Origin of the sequence: Pseudoalteromonas sp. CF6-2 (assembly GCF_021729425.1) — a bacterium.
Classification (GTDB): domain Bacteria; phylum Pseudomonadota; class Gammaproteobacteria; order Enterobacterales; family Alteromonadaceae; genus Pseudoalteromonas; species Pseudoalteromonas arabiensis.
The window spans coordinates 394,648-412,537 of the sequence record NZ_CP091442.1 but is presented as its reverse complement, the minus strand read 5'-3'; the positions used below and the strand labels follow the sequence as shown (position 1 = coordinate 412,537).

General features: G+C 42.0%; 16 protein-coding genes. 8 read left to right on the top strand and 8 right to left on the bottom strand.

From position 1 onward, the window contains the following. Positions 1-3: 3 nt before the first annotated feature. Positions 4-1,263, bottom strand: a complete 1,260-nt coding sequence (metB, locus tag L3Q70_RS01980; protein WP_062567296.1) for a cystathionine gamma-synthase — start codon at positions 1,261-1,263, stop codon at positions 4-6. A gap of 225 nt (positions 1,264-1,488) precedes the next feature. Here metB and metJ point away from each other — a divergent pair, with 225 nt between their 5' ends. Next, the gene (metJ, locus tag L3Q70_RS01975; protein WP_062567295.1) at positions 1,489-1,809 is read left to right on the top strand and encodes a met regulon transcriptional regulator MetJ; all 321 of its coding nucleotides are present in this window, start codon (positions 1,489-1,491) and stop codon (positions 1,807-1,809) included. 75 nt (positions 1,810-1,884) lie between these two features. Here the strand turns inward: metJ and L3Q70_RS01970 are convergent, their stop codons facing one another. Further along, positions 1,885-3,126 carry a malic enzyme-like NAD(P)-binding protein gene (locus tag L3Q70_RS01970; protein ID WP_062567436.1) on the bottom strand — a complete coding sequence of 414 codons (1,242 nt, stop codon included), beginning with the start codon at positions 3,124-3,126 and terminating at the stop codon, positions 1,885-1,887. 535 nt (positions 3,127-3,661) lie between these two features. Next, on the bottom strand, positions 3,662-3,877 hold the full coding sequence (gene rpmE, locus L3Q70_RS01965; protein ID WP_036973208.1) for a 50S ribosomal protein L31: 216 nt from the start codon (positions 3,875-3,877) through the stop codon (positions 3,662-3,664). A 233-nt stretch (positions 3,878-4,110) separates the two neighbouring features. On the opposite strand from rpmE, the gene priA reads away from it, so the two are divergent. The 5 genes from priA to L3Q70_RS01940 all read left to right on the top strand — a co-directional run bounded on the left by priA (position 4,111) and on the right by L3Q70_RS01940 (position 9,223). Further along, positions 4,111-6,291: a primosomal protein N' gene (priA, locus tag L3Q70_RS01960; protein WP_237114769.1), complete on the top strand. Its 2,181-nt coding sequence runs from the start codon at positions 4,111-4,113 to the stop codon at positions 6,289-6,291. A gap of 16 nt (positions 6,292-6,307) precedes the next feature. Next, positions 6,308-6,835: an SPOR domain-containing protein gene (locus L3Q70_RS01955; RefSeq protein WP_062567293.1), complete on the top strand. Its 528-nt coding sequence runs from the start codon at positions 6,308-6,310 to the stop codon at positions 6,833-6,835. 79 nt (positions 6,836-6,914) lie between these two features. Continuing rightward, on the top strand, positions 6,915-7,433 hold the full coding sequence (hslV, locus tag L3Q70_RS01950; RefSeq protein WP_062567292.1) for an ATP-dependent protease subunit HslV: 519 nt from the start codon (positions 6,915-6,917) through the stop codon (positions 7,431-7,433). A gap of 11 nt (positions 7,434-7,444) precedes the next feature. Then, complete coding sequence (hslU, locus tag L3Q70_RS01945; protein ID WP_193988239.1) at positions 7,445-8,773, top strand: HslU--HslV peptidase ATPase subunit; 1,329 nt, start codon at positions 7,445-7,447, stop codon at positions 8,771-8,773. Between the two features lie 75 nt (positions 8,774-8,848). Continuing rightward, positions 8,849-9,223: a gamma-butyrobetaine hydroxylase-like domain-containing protein gene (locus L3Q70_RS01940; protein WP_237114768.1), complete on the top strand. Its 375-nt coding sequence runs from the start codon at positions 8,849-8,851 to the stop codon at positions 9,221-9,223. A gap of 70 nt (positions 9,224-9,293) precedes the next feature. On the opposite strand, the gene L3Q70_RS01935 is transcribed toward L3Q70_RS01940, so the two are convergent. The 3 genes from L3Q70_RS01935 to L3Q70_RS01925 form a co-directional block, all read right to left on the bottom strand. After that, positions 9,294-11,174 (bottom strand): HAMP domain-containing methyl-accepting chemotaxis protein, encoded by a 1,881-nt coding sequence (locus tag L3Q70_RS01935; RefSeq protein ID WP_062567289.1) that lies wholly within the window; start codon positions 11,172-11,174, stop codon positions 9,294-9,296. Between the two features lie 92 nt (positions 11,175-11,266). Then, positions 11,267-12,316: an MJ1255/VC2487 family glycosyltransferase gene (locus tag L3Q70_RS01930; RefSeq protein WP_062567288.1), complete on the bottom strand. Its 1,050-nt coding sequence runs from the start codon at positions 12,314-12,316 to the stop codon at positions 11,267-11,269. Continuing rightward, positions 12,313-12,849, bottom strand: coding sequence for a phosphatase PAP2 family protein (locus L3Q70_RS01925; protein WP_062567287.1), 537 nt, complete (start codon positions 12,847-12,849; stop codon positions 12,313-12,315). Before L3Q70_RS01925 ends, L3Q70_RS01930 begins: the two co-directional genes overlap by 4 nt. A gap of 212 nt (positions 12,850-13,061) precedes the next feature. Here L3Q70_RS01925 and rraA point away from each other — a divergent pair, with 212 nt between their 5' ends. After that, entirely contained in the window at positions 13,062-13,562 is a 501-nt protein-coding gene (gene rraA, locus L3Q70_RS01920; RefSeq protein WP_062567286.1) for a ribonuclease E activity regulator RraA, read from the top strand. Between the two features lie 5 nt (positions 13,563-13,567). Then, positions 13,568-14,617 carry a formimidoylglutamase gene (locus tag L3Q70_RS01915; protein ID WP_237114767.1) on the top strand — a complete coding sequence of 350 codons (1,050 nt, stop codon included), beginning with the start codon at positions 13,568-13,570 and terminating at the stop codon, positions 14,615-14,617. Between the two features lie 85 nt (positions 14,618-14,702). Here the strand turns inward: L3Q70_RS01915 and L3Q70_RS01910 are convergent, their stop codons facing one another. Together L3Q70_RS01910 and hutI are read right to left on the bottom strand one after the other, a co-directional pair. Then, positions 14,703-16,376, bottom strand: a complete 1,674-nt coding sequence (locus tag L3Q70_RS01910) for a GGDEF domain-containing phosphodiesterase (RefSeq protein ID WP_193988914.1) — start codon at positions 16,374-16,376, stop codon at positions 14,703-14,705. Between the two features lie 120 nt (positions 16,377-16,496). After that, on the bottom strand, positions 16,497-17,738 hold the full coding sequence (hutI, locus tag L3Q70_RS01905; RefSeq protein ID WP_062567283.1) for an imidazolonepropionase: 1,242 nt from the start codon (positions 17,736-17,738) through the stop codon (positions 16,497-16,499). Positions 17,739-17,890: the final 152 nt, after the last annotated feature.

The following is a 17,890-nucleotide window of genomic DNA, read 5'->3' as shown; positions in this document are numbered from 1 at the left end:
CTTCTACCACAATGCCGTATGTGCAGGCGTTAACTTAAACGATGTATTTTGCTGATTAGTTGGCTGTACTTGAGCGGCTTTAGGTTGGCCCGCTTGTAAGCCTTCGCCTGGTTTAACTTGATTGAAAACACGTTCCAGATCAGCAATTAAGTCGTTAATATCTTCAATACCGACAGAAATACGAATGAGTGTATCGCCCACACCTGCCTCAAGGCGTGCTTTAGGATCCATGCCAGCATGAGTCATTGTCGCAGGATGGCAAATAAGGCTCTCAACCCCACCCAATGACTCTGCAAGGCTAAACTCTTTTAAGCTTGTTAAAAACGCAGCAGCGTCATTAATATCACCTTTAATATCAAAGCTAACCATACCACCAAAGCCACGTTGCTGCGCTTTAGCGAGCTCATGCTGAGGATGAGAAGCAAGACCAGGGTAATAAACCTGACTAACAAAAGGCGAATTTTCTAAATACTGAGCGATTGCAAACGCATTCTCTTGGTGTTGTTTTAGACGCACATTTAATGTTCGCAAACCACGAAGGGTTAAATAACTATCGAATGGTGCACCGGTAATACCAATGTTATTTGCCCACCAAGCTAGTTCATCACCAAGCTCTTGTGTTGCGGCAATCACTGCACCACCTACTACATCTGAGTGACCATTTATATACTTAGTCGTTGAATGTACGACGATATCTACACCAAACTGAATTGGATTTTGGAGTGCTGGTGATAAGAACGTATTATCGGCAGCAACTAAAGCTCCACATTGCTTAGCAATTGAGGTGATCGCTTTAATATCAGTTAAACGCAAAATTGGATTACTGGGTGTCTCTATCCAGATAAGCTTTGGTTTGATTGCTAAAATTTCTTGATGATTTTCACTGTTGGTTAAATCTAACACTTTTAGCTTCAATAACCCGCGCTTTTCTAATGATGTGAATAAACGGTAACTGCCACCATAGCAGTCATGCGGGATCACTAAAGTGTCGTCACTATTTAAAAGCTGTGTTGCTAAATGCACCGCAGACATACCCGTTGCTGTAATAATGCCTTTTGCACCGCCTTCAAGTTCAGCCAGTGTTTCAGCCAAAATATCACGATTCGGATTACCACTGCGTCCGTAGTCATACTGACGTTTAGTATCAAAATCAGCAAATGAATAGGTGGTTGATAAATAGATAGGTGGAACGACAGCACCATGATGTTTGTCAGCTTCGATACCATGACGAACAGCTATCGTCGCTTTATTTTTTTCACTCATTTCATCACCTACTCATTAATTGGATGTTTAGACGTCTAAAAGGTTAGATGATCAATTATGAGAAGTCAAAGCATTTGTGGCTGACATAAAGAAGTTTATACATTTACACGACTAGATGGCTAAATAACTAGTATTTGACTATCTTTTTTAAAGAGATAAAATTTCCGCATCTTTGCGCTGTGAAAAAGGCGTGAACTACTTATAACCGAGGCAACGAAATTACTTATGGCTAAATGGAACGGTGAATACATTCACCCATACGCAGAACACGGTAAAAAATCAGAACAAGTTAAAAAGATTACCGTATCAATTCCGCTAAATGTACTAAAAGTATTAACAGATGAACGCACTCGTCGTCAGATCAACAACCTACGACATGCGACAAATAGTGAGCTTCTATGCGAAGCTTTTCTACATGCTTTTACAGGTCAGCCATTACCAAATGATGACGACTTACGCAAAGACAACCCAGAAAAAGTCCCTGAAGAAGTGAAAAAGATCATGCTTGAAATGGGATTAGATATCCCTGTACTTGATTCTGAATGAGCCATCGGATAGACGCCGATTCACAGGTATAAAAAAACTCAGCTAAGGCTGAGTTTTTTATTAGCGTAAATAAATTTAACGCATGTAATCTTCTGGCATTTCGATTTGCGCAACGCCCGACTCAACCGCCGCTTCTGCAACAGCACGCGCGATACGTGGTAATAAACGCGGGTCCATTGGCTTCGGAATGATGTACTCGGCACCAAACTCAAGTGATTCAACGCCAGCCGCTGTTAATACTTCGCTTGGTACTGGCTCTTTGGCAATACCACGAATAGCATGCACAGCTGCAATTTTCATTTCATCATTAATTGCCGTTGCACGCACATCAAGCGCACCGCGGAAAATAAACGGGAAACAAAGCACGTTATTTACTTGGTTAGGAAAATCTGAACGACCCGTTGCCATAATTAAATCATTGCGCGCACTGTGTGCAACTTCTGGGGCAATCTCAGGATCTGGGTTTGAACACGCAAACACCACTGGCTTGTCTGCCATTAGCTTTAAGTCATCCGCCGTCAATAAATCTGGCCCAGATACACCTACAAATACATCCGCATCAGCAATAACGTCTTGTAATGTACGTTTATCAGTGTTGTTAGCAAACAACTGCTTATATTCGTTTAAATCATCGCGGCGAGTATGGATCACACCTTTACGGTCAAGCATATAGATATGCTCACGTAATGCACCACACTTAATTAACAGCTCCATACAAGCAACAGCTGCCGCACCAGCTCCTAAACATACGATAATGGCATCTTCGATATCCTTACCTTGTACTTCAAGGGCATTAAGCATACCGGCAGCAGTAACAATAGCTGTACCATGTTGGTCATCGTGGAAAACTGGAATATCGCAGCGCTCGATAAGCGCTTTTTCAATTTCAAAACATTCTGGTGCTTTAATATCTTCTAGGTTGATGCCGCCAAACGTATCAGCGATGTTTGCAACCGTATTGATGAAATCTTCTGTAGTGCGATGTTTTACTTCAATATCGATTGAATCAAGGCCAGCAAAACGTTTGAATAGTAATGCTTTACCTTCCATGACAGGTTTTGATGCAAGAGGGCCTAAGTTACCCAAACCTAAAATTGCGGTACCGTTTGAAATCACCGCAACCATGTTACCTTTACCAGTATATTTGTAGGCATTTGCTGGATCAGCAGCGATTTCACGAACTGGTTCAGCCACACCTGGGCTATAAGCTAAAGCGAGATCGTTAACCGTTTCGGCCGGCTTGGTTAGTTCAACACTAATTTTACCTGGAACGGGGTGAGCGTGGTAATGTAATGCTTGTTCACGGAAATCTGACATAACGCGATAGTATCCTGCAAAAAAGTTAAAAAGTGAGAGAGCTTGCATCAGTACGATACCTGTAATGTATAAAAATTCCAAGTATTATCAGGTCTATCCTGTTATATGCTATATCGCTTAATTTAAAAGGATTTACCCACAACTTCTGTGCATAGTTGCGATTAATCAGACATAAAAATTCACCTATTTATGACCTTTTAAGCACCTGTTTTTGTATTTTATATGCACGAACACTGCAAATAACCGAAATTAGTTCCAAATGACCATTTCGACGACATTGCCTGCATTTACTTACAAAGTTATTTAAATTTATTACTTTTTGTAACTTTTGGAATCATTTATACATCTCAGAATATAGCGAAGGGATTGCACTTTGTCTGCAAAATTAGCGACATAATGAGCATAACAAGCAAAAATAGTTATATGGGAAGTGAGTGAAAACAGCAGGTTCGGCATAGCGTCTAACATCATGCTTTGTTAATTTCAGGTATAAAAAAAGCACCCTAAGGTGCTTTTTTTAACTAAACAGCAGACATTACTTCTTGCTGCTAAGTGCACCGAAGCGCTTGTTGAAACGATCAACACGGCCGCCAGTGTCTAAAATCTTTTGCTTACCAGTGTAAAACGGGTGACACTCAGAACATACGTCTAAGTGGATGTCTTTACATAAAGTAGAGCTAGTTTCGAATTTGTTACCACATGAACAAGTTGCAGTGATAGCTTCGTACTTAGGGTGAATACCTTCTTTCATAGGGAACCTCTAGTTAAGGCCGCATCGCTCTCCAAACCCGTAGTCTGGCACCATACGTCGTTAATACAATTAATAGGCCGCGTATTTTATAGGCCAATACGCTCTGCGACAAGCTTTAAATGCATCTTTCGCTAAAAAAATAAACAGACGGCGCTTGACCTAGCATTTGTTGGTAGGTTTTTACGACTATTTTTAGTACATTATCTGTCTGTTCTTGTTTTCGTTGAGCCACCATGCACTTTGTAGAAGTTGCCATAAAAGTCCCTTTACCGCGTACCTTCGATTATAAAGTTGAACCGCTGTTGCATAACATTGAATTGCAGCCGGGCATGCGTGTTCTTGTGCCATTCGGCCCACAAAAAAAAGTAGCGGTCATACTTGCCACGAAAACAAGTACTGACATCCCTAAAGAGAAGATAAAAGCCATCATAGAGGTGATTGACGAAGCCCCGATTTTATCCAAACGTCATTTAGAGCTATTAAAGTTTACAGCTCGCTACTACTGCTATCCTTTAGGTGAGACCATACATACTGCACTGCCCGCTGCTTTAAGACAAGGTGAATGCCCTGACAAAACCAGCATTAATATGGTTGAGTTAACTGAAAAAGGGGCAAAGCTCCCCTCTTTACGGGCGAAAACGCAACTCAACTTATTAAAGCAACTTGCGCAGTCGGGTAAGTCATCGTTAACCGAATTAAAAGCGCTCGGTTTTAATAAAAAAACAATTGATAGCCTGCTAGAGAAAGCGCTAATCAAACAATTTATTGAGCATGACAATCAATGGCAGCAACACGCACCAACAGTGAGTAAAAAACCGGCTCTCAATAAAGAACAAGCTGTCGCTTGTACTACCATTAACCAAGCCCATGGGTTTGCAAGCTTTCTACTCGAAGGGGTGACTGGCAGCGGCAAAACGGAAGTTTACTTACAATGCCTTGAAGAAATATTAAAAAAAGGCCAACAAGCTTTGGTTTTGGTTCCTGAAATAGGTCTAACCCCACAAACCGTCAATCGTTTTCGTCGTCGCTTTCCTGATACGCCCATTATGCTATGGCATTCGGCACTCACTGATAACGAGCGCCTACAAACATGGCGCTTTTGTGAAAAAGGCAGTTGTGCGATAGTTATCGGCACACGTTCGAGTATATTTTTACCTTTTTCATCACTAGGCATGATCATTGTTGATGAAGAGCATGACAGCTCATTTAAACAGCAAGATACACTACGCTACCATGCGCGAGATCTTGCCGCTTACAGAGCCTTCCAACATAATATTCCATTGATACTCGGCAGCGCGACACCTGCATTAGAAACCTTGCATAAGGCGATTACTAATAAATATCAGCTACTTAGTTTAACACAGCGAGCACAAACCAGCACCGATAATCAGTTTCAACTATTGGACATGAAAGGACAACCTGAGCAAGCTGGCATCGCTCATGCCAGTCTTGCTTATATGCGCCAACATTTAGAGCGTGGCAAGCAAGTTATGGTATTTTTAAATCGCCGTGGTTTTTCACCTACGCTTATATGCCATGAATGCGGCTGGCTAAGTGAGTGCTCACGTTGTAGTACCAGCGCAACATTTCATAAAGCCATTGGCCAAATGATTTGTCACCACTGTGGTGAACAACATACCGTGCCTCATCAGTGCCCTGATTGTGGCAGTACGCAGATCTTTCCAAACGGTAAAGGCACTGAGCAAATCGAAGAGTTTTTAACGCAAACCTTTCCCGATATTCCTATTAGCCGTATCGACCGTGATTCAACACGCCGTAAAGGTAGCCTAGAAAAAGCCCTCGATGACATCAACCAAGGCGGCGCTCGTATTTTAGTTGGCACGCAAATGTTGGCAAAAGGCCACCATTTTGCCGATGTTAGTTTAGTACTGATTTTAGATGTCGATAGTGGCCTCTATTCATGTGATTTTCGTGCCACTGAGCATTTAGCGCAACTTGTAACACAAGTAGCAGGCCGTGCTGGACGTAGTGGTGAGCCTGGGCACGTGTTATTGCAGACGCACTTTCCTGAGCACCCGCTACTGCAAGACCTTGTTAATAATGGCTACCAAGACTTTGCGCGTTACGCCTTGACTGAGCGAGAAGATGCCCTGCTTCCCCCCATTACGAATATGGCGATTGTGCGTGCTGAAGGACATAACATAAATCAAGTTATGGATTTTTTAACTGATTTGGTTCCTGTACAGAGTGTATCTGGTATACAATTGCTCGGCCCGATCCCCGCGCCACTGGAACGTGTGGCGGGTAAGTATCGGTTCCAATTACATATTCAAGCGCAGGAGCGTTCCCACTTACACCAGTATTTAGCGCAAATGGTTGACTATATTAGTACCAGTAAACTTGCGCAAAAGGTGCGGTGGAGCTTAGACGTTGATCCTATAGATATGATTTAAAGGCCAATAGAGAATCATGGCACAACACGATTACATAAATAAAAAACCATCGAATCGAAATAATAAAAAGCAGGCACCCGCAAAAAAACCTTTTCCAGTTGCATTAGTGCTCCTTGCTATTATTCTTGTGGGCTGCTTTGGCTATGGTTTGTGGTACATAAAGCACAATGCTGATCCTGCACTTGTTGAGCAGCAAGCCAATCCGACTAAAGCGGAAGAAAAGGTGATTCCAAAACCTAAACCGCCTGAGTTTATAAAAGAAATAAAAGAGCATGAAGTTCAAGTTGAAGTAAAAGAGCTTGAACAAAAAGGCCCATACGTTATGCAATGTGGCTCGTTTAGAACACTAGAACAAGCACAAACCCTAAAAGCAAAAATAGCATTTGCAGGCCTTGTTGCAGAAGCTAAGCGCGTCGAAGGAAGTAATGGCGTATGGTACAAAGTGCGCTTGGGGCCCTATAAAACCAAACGCCAAGCAGAAAGTGACAAAAATAAACTGAAACGCATCAAAATAATGGGCTGCGGTATTTGGCTTTGGACTTGATTTTAGTTCATTCACCCATATAAACACCTCATCAATCGCTTTTTACGAGCGGCTCTGCCGCTCGAAGATGAGGAAAAACATGACCACTATTGTAAGTGTACGCCGCGACGACAAGGTCGTTATTGGTGGCGATGGCCAAGTTTCACTTGGTAATACCGTAATGAAGGGCAACGCCCGTAAAGTTCGACGCCTTTATAATGGCAAAGTAATCGCTGGATTTGCTGGCGGTACTGCTGATGCCTTCACTCTATTCGAACGTTTTGAAAGTAAATTAGAAATGCATCAAGGTAACCTCACTAAGGCTGCCGTTGAGATGGCTAAAGACTGGCGCAGTGATCGCGCCCTTAGAAAGCTTGAAGCTCTGCTTGCAGTCGCAGATAAAACCGCCTCATTAATTATCACGGGTAATGGCGATGTTGTGCAGCCTGAAAATGACCTTATTGCTATTGGTAGCGGTGGTAACTTCGCACAATCAGCAGCCACTGCACTACTGGAAAATACCGATTTAAGTGCTCGTGAAATTGTCGAAAAAAGCCTGACAATTGCTGGCAATATCTGCGTATTTACGAATAACTATCAAACCATTGAAGAATTGTAATAGGAACTGCTATGTCTGAGATGACGCCAAGAGAAATCGTTCACGAGCTTGATCAACATATTATTGGCCAAGCAAAAGCTAAAAAAGCAGTTTCAATCGCGCTACGTAACCGCTGGCGCCGTATGCAACTGAGCGATGATTTACGTACCGAAGTAACACCAAAAAACATTTTAATGATTGGTCCTACAGGTGTGGGTAAAACTGAAATTGCTCGCCGCCTTGCAAAACTTGCTAATGCCCCTTTCATTAAAGTGGAAGCAACTAAGTTCACCGAAGTGGGCTATGTTGGTAAAGAAGTTGAGACGATCATCCGTGATTTAGTTGATATTTCGATTAAAATGACACGTGAACAACAAACTAAGAAATTCAAATATCGCGCTGAAGAAGCGGCAGAAGAGCGTATTTTAGATGCTTTATTGCCACCAGCACGCGATACATTTGGTGAGTCAAAAACAGAAGAGAACTCTTCTACTCGTCAATCTTTCCGTAAAAAATTACGTGAAGGTCAGCTAGACGATAAAGAAATTGATATCGATGTTGCACAAGCACAGCCTAATGTTGAGATTATGGCACCGCCTGGTATGGAAGAAATGACCAACCAGCTACAGAGCATGTTCCAAAATATGGGTGGCGACAAGCGCAGCAAGCGTAAGCTAAAAATTAAAGAAGCATTTAAGCTACTAGTTGAAGAAGAAGCAGCAAAACTGGTTAACCCTGAAGAGTTAAAAGAGCAGGCTATTTTCGCAGTTGAACAAAACGGTATCGTGTTTATCGATGAGATTGATAAAATCTGTAAACGTGGTGAAGCATCTGGCCCTGATGTAAGTCGTGAAGGTGTACAACGCGACTTACTACCACTTATCGAAGGCTCAACAGTTAGCACTAAGCACGGCATGGTGAAAACCGACCACATGTTATTTATTGCCTCAGGCGCATTCCAGATGTCTAAACCATCAGATATGATCCCTGAACTTCAAGGCCGCTTACCTATTCGTGTTGAACTTGAAGCACTATCAGCAGATGACTTCAAACGCATTCTAACCGAACCTCATGCATCACTCACTGAGCAGCAACGTGAACTGTTAAAAACAGAACAAGTTGATGTTGAGTTTACTGATGACGCAATTGAGCGTATTGCTAAAGCTGCGTGGCAAGTTAACGAGAAAACCGAAAACATTGGTGCTCGTCGTCTGCACACTGTGATGGAAAAACTAATGGAAGAAATTTCATTTGATGCATCTGAAAAAGCAGGCTCAAAACTGACAATCGATGCAAGCTATGTTGAACAGCACTTAGGTGCACTTGTTGAAGATGAAGACTTAAGTCGCTTCATTCTTTAATCAACAAATTAGCGTTATAATCAAAAGCCTCCAACTGGAGGCTTTTTAGTTTATAAATCGTCTATCGAGGCTGACATGAAAGAAGTCACTAAAGTTCATTACCACACTGTAAGTAAAGTCTTAGATGTTCATTTTGACGATGACTCTATTGCGCGATTTAATGCTGAATTTTTGCGTGTTCACTCGCCTTCAGCAGAAGTACAAGGCAATGGCAACGAACCTATGAAACTGGTGCTTGATAAACAGCAAGTAGCGATTAGTAAGATTGAGCCGGTTGGCCATTATGCTCTGCGCTTAGTATTTAGTGATAATCATAACAGCGGTTTATACAGCTGGCATTACTTAGCAGACTTACAAGCCAATCATGATGAACTTTGGCAGCAATACCAAACGCGAGTCACAGAGCACGAAGCTAACAAAGACAGCGTGCCTATTAAGTTTGTGCCTTAGAGGCTATCAAAAATCAAAAAGCGCGATGACGACTAGTCAACGCGCTGTTCTTTTACCTACAAAAAATGTATTAAACTTTAAACTTATCAATTGCTTGATAAAGCACACGCGCTTGCTCAGACACTTCTTCGCTGGTTTGCGCATTGGTTGCCGCATGGCCTGACGCTTCTTGAGCTATATCACGAATGCGAACCACATTTTTGTTAACCTCAGAGGCTACTTGGCTTTGCTCATCAATAGCCGTTGCAATGTGTGTACTCATTTCCATGATGGTTTGCACATCTTCGGTAATCGAACGCAGTAACTCACCGGCTTTGCTGGCTTGATCTGCACTCTCACCACCTTGAGCTCGACATTCTTGCATAATACTCACCACTTCTTGAGTACGCCCTTGTAGAGTGGAGATAATACTCTCAATCTCTTGAGTTGAATCTTGCGTGCGCTGTGCCAGTGAACGTACTTCGTCAGCAACCACAGCAAAGCCACGCCCTTGCTCACCTGCGCGAGCAGCTTCAATTGCCGCATTCAGAGCAAGTAAGTTGGTTTGCTCTGCAATACCCCGAATTACATCAAGTACCGAGCCAATCGTTTCGGCATCTTTTTCAAGTTGAGACACAACATTAGACGCATTACCCAATGACTCAGACAGGTGGTTAATTTGCACCACGGTTGATTCAACTTCCGAGCGACCTTGCTGAGCACTTAAGTTAGTTGACTCTGCTTTTTTAGCGGCCGCTTCAGTGTTATGAGAAATATCTTGAATCGTTGCCTGCATTTCTGTTGCTGCTGTGGCAACCATATCTGCTTCGTGTAACTGCTCTTGCATGCCTGAACTCGTTGCAGCAGTTGTTTCTGATAAGTGCTCAGTAGCGACATTAAGCGTTCCAAGTGCAGTGTTCACCTCGTAAATTAGCTTTTTAAAATCACCAATCAAGCTATTAAAGTCCATAGACATAGTGGTAATTTCGTCTTTACCTGACTGAGCAATCGCCATACTTAAGTCATTGCTGCGGCGAATCTCATTAATCGTGTGGTAAACACGCTCAATTGGCTGAATAATAGAACGGCTGGTAAAATAAACCAACGCCATAACCACGATACTGGCAATAATGAATACCATAACGGCAATAAACTGCGCTTGCGCTGCGCTTGATTCCACAAACGCTTTGGTGTCATTAGTAAGTTCAGACACAATCGCATCACTTTTCTCAACACTGGCTTTCATTTCACCTAATGCGCCTGACTCTAAATCAAGGCCAAGTGCCACCTGTGCATCGACTAATGCTTTAAATTTCGTTTGATAGGTGGTTAGTAAGCTCAGTAACTGACTTTCATAACTGGCATCGAATCGTGAGTTTCTGATCTCTGTTTTGAATGTTTCAACTAGGTCATCAAACTTACTTAAATATTTTAAGTCAAAGCGCAACATAAAATCTTTTTCTGCACGGCGCAACTGTAACATGAGCGTTAACAAACGATAGTTCTCGCGCTCACTTAGTAAAGTCTCGACCTGATGAACAGCCCCTCTTAAGTCACCATAAAGCGCATCTTTGGGGTGTAGACCGATTTTCTTTTGCAGTACAACAACTGCTTGAAAATCTTCATAGTAGGCTTTCGCAAGCCCTCTGAATTCATTTAGCTTGCTTACATCCATTGATAAATCAACAAGTAATTCATCAAGGCGGGCCATTTTGTTTTTTAGGCCATCATATTCTTTTTCGAATAACTCAAGGCTATCTACATCTTTGTAAAATAGAAAGTTTTTCTCATGCTTACGCATTGAAAGCTCATGAATATCGAGCTCTTCAGCATTTTGAATCGTTTCATTGAGCTTGAGCATCATGCGCGACTCAAAGATAATTACACACAGCATCACAACCATTGCAAGACCAACAACTAGCGCGTTTAACTGTAAACGACGCTTTATAGTTAAGTTTTGTAATACATTCATTCAAAGTGCCCCATCGAAATATGCATTTTAGAGTATAGCTAAATTATTGAAAGCAGCTAAATTTTGCATGCATTTTCCGCTATAAGAAACGCTTAGACAATGATTTTTTGTCCCAGATCAACCTGTTGCCATAAATGATGATGCAACTTATCTAGCTGTTGCCATTGTTTTTTCTGCAACCAGTCGACTAATGGGGCCGGATCACTCGGAAAATTCAGTTTTTTATTTTGGGGGGATTGAAGCCAATCATCCATTGCATTTGGATTCAAATAGCTCATTACATGAGCAGCCCCCATCGCTAATAACGTTTGTGCATTAATCCCTTGCTCAAATTGTTTGCCAAGCGGCTTTAAGAGTAGCTTTTTGCCTAATTGTAACGCTTCACTGGCAAGCTCAAACCCTGCATTACCGATAACGCCCCCCGCATTGGCTAAATCATTTAAAAAGCCAACTCTTGATGGCGCACGCAAATGAATATTCCCCACCGAGCTATCCTTGGCATTGGGGTGATAGCAATAGAACTCACGTTCAGGGAAATCCTTCAAATAATCAACAACACTGTCTAGGTTTTCAAATGGTAAATATACAAGTACTTTGTTTTCGACCATTACAGGGTTGTCATGGTGATGATTTGCAATAAATGGTGGAATAATATTCTCAGCGTAAGGTTGCCAGTGCACACCTAGATAAACATTCGCTGGTGCATAATTACGTATAAGTGCACGCCGCAAGAAAGCCCGACCAAACATAGGCACTTTATCTGATAAAAATGCAGCTTGATGGCTCATACCCACTACAGGTACACCTTGCTGCCTTGCCGCCCACGCTGTAATAGGCTCAAAGTCATTGAACACTAAATCATAGTGGCGTAAGTCTAAGTTTTTAATATCTTTTAATAGCTGTAAAGGGCGTGCATTCTTTAGGGTTTTTATACTATCAACCTGCCCTGATTTACTATTAAACGATAAACCCCGAAATGTTCTGTAGTCGGCAAAATCGTCCATATCAAAGTAATCAAGCTCAGTTCGACCAGAAAACACATAGTCTACCTCAACATCCAATGCACTAAAGGTCGTTGCCATGACACGAGCACGTGTAATATGACCATTTCCCGTCCCTTGGATACCATATAAAATTCTCATAGATATTCCACCACCATTACAGCTAACATTGCACAACACGACCCCATCGCCGCCCCTATTAATACATCGGCAGGATAATGCACCCCAATTATCACTCTTGATATGGCGACACCTGATGCCCACATAAAACAGACAAATGAAAGCTCAGGAAAATAAATAGCCAATATTGTGGCCACGACAAATGCCCCTGCACTATGCCCTGACGGTAAACTAAACTGGTCACTCGGGATCAAATAAGCACCTTGAACTAAGCAATCACATGGACGCACCCTTGCAATCCGCTTTTTTGCTAAGAAATAGATAGGCCGTTCTATCGCGAAGCCCAGCAATAGGCACTGTGCAAGTTGCTGAAAGTGTAATTGCTCTGTAAACCACCAAAGACCAATGAGCAACACCACATATAACCCGCCATCTCCCGTCTTTGATAAACCGATTGCTGACTTTTTCACCCAGTTTGGAGAAGCGTCATTGAAGACACTCAAAAACAGCTGCTCATCAACCTTTGCTAACCTTGTAAGTATGTTGTTTGCCATGGTGAGCTCCTTGTCATACTTTGCGCCTAATTTTTATACTCATCTCAGCTTAGGCGTTAAAAATAACAATTAGGTGACGCTTTTGAGACACTAATGTTGCGGTGTACAAAATCCTTTGATTTAAACCAATAAACCCACATTAAGTCGTTGTTATTGAGTTGTATCAAGGTATACTGAATACTAAACAGACAGTCTCTTTAGAGGATGAAAAAATGGATTACAGCACTTCGGATTTATGCGACCACTTTGCAGATGTGGTTGATGTGCTCGAACCAATGTTTATTAATTTTGGTGGACGCCCAAGCTTTAGTGGTCGAGTAAAAACTGTTAAATGCTTTGAAAACAATGAGCTGATCCGCGAGATTTTATCAACAGATGGAACTGATAGCGTTCTACTCGTTGATGGTGGCGGTTCCACTCGCCGTGCATTAATCGATATTGAGCTGGCTGAAATTGCATTGGAAAATAATTGGCAAGGCATCATCGTTTACGGTGCAATACGTCATGTTGATGAGTTAGAAGAACTCGACTTAGGCGTTCAAGCGATTGCTTCGATTCCCGTTGCAGCTGACAGCGAAGGTGCCGGCGAAGATGGCATTGGTGTTAACTTTGCAGGAGTGTCGTTTTTTGATGACGACTTTATCTATGCAGATAGCACTGGCATTCTTTTATCTGCCGAAGAATTAGAGTTAGAAGTAATAGAAGAAGACTAAACTCGGTGACTGATTACCTTAAAATTTATGAACGAGCGGCTGTAGAACATTTATGTACACGCCGCTTAAATGAACAAAAAGCATGGCAAGCACTGTCTTTATTGGATACCCATGTTAATGCCCAACAAGCTTTAATTGATGCGAAACATTTCGGTATTCGCTATGTATTAGTTGGGGTATGTGAAGATATTGGCCCACGAGCAAATTTAGGTAATGGTGGCTCACACCAAGCATGGCCTGCCTTTTTAAAGCGATTTCTTAACCAGTCACATAACCAGTTTTTAAATCACGAGCGTGTATTATTGCTAGGCGAAGTGGCGCTTGATGATTTACACCAACAAGCCACACACCTTGATAATAAAAACGATGACGATTTGGCTAAGCTACGCCAGCTTTGTGCACAAATAGATACCCGCGTTGAGCACGTGCTTGCGATGATTTTCGCTGCTGGTTTAGAACCTATCGTTATTGGCGGTGGACACAACAATTGCTTAGGAATTTTGCGAGCCTTAAGTAAACAGTATAATAAACCAGTTCATGCTATAAACCTTGACCCTCATGCAGATTTTAGAGCATGCGAAGGTCGTCACAGCGGCAATGGCTTTAGGTATGCCTTTGAAGAAAATCATCTCGCTGATTATCACGTCATTGGCTTGCATGAGTTTAAAAATAATCAAGCGATTCTTGATGCACTTAAAAACGCTCACTTCACCTTTAATAGTTATCAAGATATTCAAGTACGCCGTACTATTGACCTATCAACTGCATGCAAACAAGCAACAGCGCGTTTAAGTAAAGCGCCATTAGGAGTTGAAGTCGATCTCGACAGTATTTCACTCATGCCTGTGAGTGCTTATACAAACTGCGGGTTTAGTGTCGCTGATGCAGAACACTTTGTACATGTAGCAGCAAGCAACAGCAATGCGCATTACTTGCACTTATGCGAAGGTGCGCCCTCACAACATCCGGTTGGTTTAGAAGCAGGAATGAACGATGCTGGCCAAATCATCACCGCCCTTGTGAACGCTTACTTACAAGCCAGGGAAGCAGGTTAGTTCGAGGTTAAGATTGTAGGCGCGATTTTATATCGCGCAATTTATATCACGTAATAAGCAACGTGGGGTAAACCCACAGCTATAATCATTGATGCTCTAAGCGCCACTGTTTTAACCAAGACATCATCCCTACACTACTCAATGGATAACTAAAATAATATCCTTGAGCCGCATAGGCATTAAGCGACTTAACAAACTTAAGATGCTCTTGAGTTTCTACTCCTTCACATATTACTTTTGCATTGTTTTGGTTGTGCATATCAACCATACCAGACACTAAGCTACGCACTTGGCTTTGATGAGCAAAGTCAGCGGTGAGCGACGGAGCTACTTTTATGTACTCGACATTTAAGTTTGGCAGTTTTGAAAGTAAAATAGGAGTATCACCAAACCCATCTACACATAATTTGATACCAATACTATTTAATCTGGCTATCATCGCTTTGCCTTGGTCATCAAGATTCATAAACAAATCAAGTGGGCATTCAATGATCAAGTCACCAATCTCTAAGCGGTGTTCACTGAAAATACGATCAACAAATTCAATAAACTCTTCATTGAGCATTTCGGGGCCAAACACATTAATACTTAAAGGAAGCTCAATCCCTTCCATTCTCAGCGCCATCGCAAGCTCTGCAGCTCGCTCTATTACATACGCAGCGACAGGATAACCAAGCCCTGCAACACGTATATCATCAATGAACTTATTAGCAGCCAAAATACCTTGCTTTGGGTGCTGCCATCGCAATAGTAACTCTAAAAACTCTATGCGCTCATCACTATTACGTATAATCGGTTGAAAATACAGCTCTAATTCACTGGCAAAATCAAGGTTAGACAGCTCGCGCAGTCGTGCTTGTTGTTCAAGCTGTTCAACCATCATATTTGCATGATAAGGCACAATTTCCTTATTTGGGTTGGCATCAAGCGCAAGGTTGGCAAACGAGAGCAAATTATCAAAACTATGTTCTGGATTATCACAACCAACATAGCTGGCTCTGACTTTCACTTCAATGGTGCAATTTGCCACATTAAATGGCTTTAAGGTTACTTGTCTAATTTTATTAATTAATTGCTCATGATGATGTTGTTGCTCTTCAAGTGAACAAATAAACGCAAAATTTAATCCACCTAAATGAGCAAGCTTCTCATGAAGTCCCGAAGGAGCCGCGACACTAAGCACAGAATCTGATTCTAACTGATGTTTTATACGGCTGGCTGATTGTGCAAGCAACAAGTCTCCAAAATCACGACCTATATGCTGATTTACACTTTCAAAGCCTTCTAAACGTATCACCACTAAAGCGCAATTATTCGGGTGTTGCTGTCGAAAGTGTAAAAAGCCATCTTGCAGCGCTTTGCGATCAGGCAAGTCACTTAAAGGCGTTTTATCTATTTCATTATGGTGAGTTAATAAAGAAGGAACTTCTTCCTCTTCGTTGGCTTCTTCGTAGTTGAAAAAGCCCGACACAGTCAGCATTATTACCGCAGATACGAGCCAATAAAAAGCAACATCCAATAATAAATGGGCAGAAAACAACACCGCAAAACACAATGCTGCTGTGACACTTATAATAATGGCTAGCCAATTAGTGGTTCTGAATGCTTGCCAAAGATGGAAGCAAAAACTGATCGCCAAAAGCAAAATCAGCCAAGGCTCACTTAAACTCAGGATAGCAAGGCCAAGCATACCATTGACTACTAGGCTGAGTCGTAAAATAGGATTTTGAGTCACACACAGCGCACATACCATAGCCATAAACAGTGCACCTGCCAAAAACACAGCAATGACATCTCCACTCACAAAGAGAAGACTTGTACTGGCACTTGTTAAACTAGCAATCAATGACATGTAATCCAAACTGTGTAAAAGTTCTATCTAATTTAGTCTACCCAAAATCCACAGATTTGACAGTTTATTTACACCAAACTGATAACTTAATTGTGCAGGATGAGATATTTGCCAATGGGCAATATCAGCACGAGCACCCACTTTTAAGACGCCACGATCATCAAGACCCAATGCACCTGCGGCGTTTCGTGTCACCCCAGCTAACGCTTGCTCTGGGGTCATACGAAAAATAGTACATGCCATATTCATCATCAAATGCAAAGAGCACAATGGCGAGGTACCTGGGTTAAAGTCAGTAGAAATAGCAATGGGCACTTGGTACTGCTGTAACAGCTCTATTGGCGGATATTTTGTTTCTCTTAAGAAGTAAAAAGCACCCGGTAATAATACTGCTGCAGTACCCGCTTTCGCCATAGCTTGAATGCCTGCCTCATCAAGATGTTCAATATGATCGGCTGATAAGCCATTAAATTCAGCGACAAGCTCTGCACCATGCTGATTTGATAACTGCTCAGCATGCAATTTAACCGGTAAGTTATATTTCTTCGCGGCTTCAAATACACGCCGTGTTTGCTCATTGCTAAACCCGACATTCTCACAAAATGCATCGACCGCATCAGCTAAGTTGGCCTGAACGACCCGTTCTAACATCTCACCACAGACAAGATCGATATACTCATCGCTACGACCTTTATACTCTAAAGGTAGTGCATGGGCGCCTAAGAAGGTCGTTTTCACATCAACCGGATGGTTTTCACCTAATAAGCGCGCAACTTCAAGAAGTTTAATTTCGTTCTCACAATCAAGGCCATAGCCTGATTTAATTTCAACCGTTGTCACCCCTTCTGAAAACAGCGCATTCAAACGCTCTTTTGCTGCAACAAATAATGTTTCATGATCAGCTTCACGCGTAGCACGAACTGTGCTTGCAATCCCCCCGCCATTTGCAGCTATCTGCTCATAACTGACACCTTGCAGTCGTTGTTCAAACTCTTCGGCACGGCTTCCAGCAAAAACAAGGTGAGTATGACAATCAATTAAACCGGGTGTAAGCCACTGCCCTTTCACTGACACAGTTGGGGTAGCTAATGCATCAAACTTTGGTAGCTCAGCTTGTTTCCCTAACCAAGCAATCTTGCCATCTTTAACAGCAATAGCGCCATTTTCGATAGCACCATAGGGTGCATCAATAGCAGGGTTCATGGTAGCAATATTGGCATCTGTAATTAGTAGATCCCAGTGTGACTCATCATTGTTCATTGTGTGCATTTTTCACCTATACTAAATTTTGCAGTGCCCTGACTTAGCTTTGCTCTCAAGCTGGTAGCTAAAATAGACGTAAAGTTTATCAAGTCACCTTGTATATACAAGATAATTATGCCACCTTGTAACATACTATTAACTTTATACACCCGCCTTCA

Excerpts from the sequence above, each read along its gene's own strand:
- metB (WP_062567296.1), bottom strand. The coding sequence starts at position 1,263 with ATGAGTGAAAAAAATAAAGCGACGATAGCTGTTCGTCATGGTATCGAA.
- L3Q70_RS01935 (WP_062567289.1), bottom strand. The coding sequence starts at position 11,174 with ATGAATGTATTACAAAACTTAACTATAAAGCGTCGTTTACAGTTAAAC.
- L3Q70_RS01955 (WP_062567293.1), top strand. The coding sequence starts at position 6,308 with ATGGCACAACACGATTACATAAATAAAAAACCATCGAATCGAAATAAT.
- L3Q70_RS01930 (WP_062567288.1), bottom strand. The coding sequence starts at position 12,316 with ATGAGAATTTTATATGGTATCCAAGGGACGGGAAATGGTCATATTACA.
- hslV (WP_062567292.1), top strand. The coding sequence starts at position 6,915 with ATGACCACTATTGTAAGTGTACGCCGCGACGACAAGGTCGTTATTGGT.
- L3Q70_RS01925 (WP_062567287.1), bottom strand. The coding sequence starts at position 12,849 with ATGGCAAACAACATACTTACAAGGTTAGCAAAGGTTGATGAGCAGCTG.
- hslU (WP_193988239.1), top strand. The coding sequence starts at position 7,445 with ATGTCTGAGATGACGCCAAGAGAAATCGTTCACGAGCTTGATCAACAT.
- rpmE (WP_036973208.1), bottom strand. The coding sequence starts at position 3,877 with ATGAAAGAAGGTATTCACCCTAAGTACGAAGCTATCACTGCAACTTGT.
- rraA (WP_062567286.1), top strand. The coding sequence starts at position 13,062 with ATGGATTACAGCACTTCGGATTTATGCGACCACTTTGCAGATGTGGTT.
- L3Q70_RS01940 (WP_237114768.1), top strand. The coding sequence starts at position 8,849 with ATGAAAGAAGTCACTAAAGTTCATTACCACACTGTAAGTAAAGTCTTA.
- priA (WP_237114769.1), top strand. The coding sequence starts at position 4,111 with ATGCACTTTGTAGAAGTTGCCATAAAAGTCCCTTTACCGCGTACCTTC.
- metJ (WP_062567295.1), top strand. The coding sequence starts at position 1,489 with ATGGCTAAATGGAACGGTGAATACATTCACCCATACGCAGAACACGGT.
- hutI (WP_062567283.1), bottom strand. The coding sequence starts at position 17,738 with ATGCACACAATGAACAATGATGAGTCACACTGGGATCTACTAATTACA.
- L3Q70_RS01910 (WP_193988914.1), bottom strand. The coding sequence starts at position 16,376 with ATGGCTATGGTATGTGCGCTGTGTGTGACTCAAAATCCTATTTTACGA.
- L3Q70_RS01970 (WP_062567436.1), bottom strand. The coding sequence starts at position 3,126 with ATGTCAGATTTCCGTGAACAAGCATTACATTACCACGCTCACCCCGTT.